General features: G+C 61.4%; 4 protein-coding genes. 2 read left to right on the top strand and 2 right to left on the bottom strand.

Annotated features, from left to right (window positions below; translation table 11 throughout):
* Positions 1–391: hypothetical protein (locus tag EOA24_RS36565; RefSeq protein ID WP_133374833.1), on the bottom strand; the 391-nt coding region annotated here is incomplete at its 3' end.
* Positions 388–627 carry a hypothetical protein gene (locus tag EOA24_RS36570; protein WP_127410744.1) on the bottom strand — a complete coding sequence of 80 codons (240 nt, stop codon included), beginning with the start codon at positions 625–627 and terminating at the stop codon, positions 388–390. The genes EOA24_RS36570 and EOA24_RS36565, both read right to left, overlap by 4 nt.
* Between EOA24_RS36570 and EOA24_RS36575 the strand changes: the two genes are divergently transcribed.
* Together EOA24_RS36575 and EOA24_RS36580 are read left to right on the top strand one after the other, a co-directional pair.
* Positions 610–1,458 carry a LexA family transcriptional regulator gene (locus EOA24_RS36575; RefSeq protein WP_245501945.1) on the top strand — a complete coding sequence of 283 codons (849 nt, stop codon included), beginning with the start codon at positions 610–612 and terminating at the stop codon, positions 1,456–1,458. The two genes, EOA24_RS36570 and EOA24_RS36575, sit on opposite strands and share 18 nt — an antisense overlap.
* Positions 1,459–1,567: 109 nt before the next feature.
* The gene (locus EOA24_RS36580; RefSeq protein WP_127410745.1) at positions 1,568–1,801 is read left to right on the top strand and encodes a hypothetical protein; all 234 of its coding nucleotides are present in this window, start codon (positions 1,568–1,570) and stop codon (positions 1,799–1,801) included.
* The last annotated feature ends 5 nt before the right edge of the window (positions 1,802–1,806 follow it).

Raw genomic sequence — 1,806 nt, forward strand, 5'->3', positions numbered from 1 at the left:
CTCCAATGTCGTCGGCGCCGCGCGCCAGCAGCGCGGAAATCCCGATCGCGTCGGCGGCGGCGGCGACAAGCTCGGCCAGGATGTCGCTTGTCGAGCGGCCCTCATGGGCGGCGATCAGCGACAGGATGAAGCGAGAGGCTTCGGAAAGAGCGACCGCGCCGCCGGGGGTGGCGGCGGACGCGGTCTTATCCTGCGCGGCGGCAAAGACCGGGGCACCCGGACAGGATTCGGTGGAATGCGAAAATGCCGCCGAGGCGCGGAGGTCCGGAGCCTCGGCGGCAAGCGCGCGGTCAGGCTCTTGGGAAGCCGGCGCGGGAAACTCGTAATCGGCGGTGCCGACTTCACGCGGCACGAGCCGCCCATTGAAGCTGGCGGAAGCGAGCAGACTCATGCGGCCTCCGGCAGAGGCCTGAAAACCTGCTGCGGCCATTCCAGATCGGCCGGCCAGTTCGCGGAAAACCAGATGATTGCGTTGTTGAAACGCGTGACCGTTATGTCCGCGCCAGAGCGCAGAGCAGCAAGCTTTTTGCTGTCGCCGAAAACGCGATGGCTCAACGTAACATCCTCCAACGCGGTCGCGCGCTGGTAGGCATTGGCGAGGCACAGAAGATGAGCAATTTCGATCATGGCGCGGCAAGTTCGGTTAAATTACCGATATTGTCAACGGTTTTCTTACCGAATGCACATATGGCCAATTTCGGTAAAAATACCGGAATGTTGGAAGACGTCCTGCGGCGTATCAACGAGCGCCTTGAAATCGTTGGGCTTTCGGAGTCCGGTGCTGCCAAGCGCGCCGGCTTGAGCGCTGATGCGATCCGGAACATGCGCCGCGACGTCGAGCGCGGTAATACCGAGCGCGGCGCCTCGATTCGCACCTTGAGCAAGCTCGCGCCGATTCTGGAAACGACGGCGGAATATCTGCTCAGCGGAATCGGCGAGGGCGAAACCGGCTGGTCGACTGTAAAGGGCGTCGGCTACATCGGTGCCGGAGCGCAGATCGAGCCGGATTTCGAGCAGGTTCCCCCGGAAGGCCTGTTCACGGTCGACGTCCCGTTTGCTGTGCCAGATGACATCATAGCCCTGGGCGTCAAAGGCGATTCAATGATGCCGCGCTATGACGATGGTGACGTTGTCCTTGTCTACAAGGAAGCGCAGCGCGCGCCCGAAAGCCTGCTCGGAGAAGAAGTCGCCGTGCGCACTTCCAGCGGTCACCGATATCTCAAGCGCCTCATGCGCGGCGCCAGCAGGCGCCACTTCAATCTGGAAAGCTGGAACGCCAGGACGATCGAGGACGTCGAGCTTGAATGGGTTGGCGAAATCTACCTGACCGTTCGGGCGGGACAGATCCGACGTATCGAAGCAAAGGAACGCGCCGCCGCCTCTCGGCGTCGGGCCAAGATCGAGGCCGAGACTGCCGGTATGGACGAATTGCCCTTGGAAGATCGAAAAGTCTCATAGCGGTTTTCGCACCGCGCTTGTGCGGTTTTTTTACCGATCATGATTGACTGTCGGTTTTTTTACCGATAACTTCTGCCCCCACTCGCATCCCGCGAGCGGAGACAGAACTATGATCCGTTACGAACTTCACGAAACTATGCCGAAGCCGGCCAAGGCTGCTTTGGTCGAGAAATCGCTTGTCGAGCGCATGGCTGACCGCGTTCTCGAACTTGGCATGAACGGCATCGCCGTCACCAAGGACGCGCTGTTCGAGCACACCAGCTTCACGCTGGAAGAAATCGAGCAGCACGGGCGCGAGGCCTGCAACCTCGCCCGTTCGCGCGCCGTCCGCCAGATGAGCTGACGGGC

This window comes from Mesorhizobium sp. M2A.F.Ca.ET.039.01.1.1 (genome assembly GCF_003998035.1).
Lineage (GTDB): Bacteria > Pseudomonadota > Alphaproteobacteria > Rhizobiales > Rhizobiaceae > Mesorhizobium.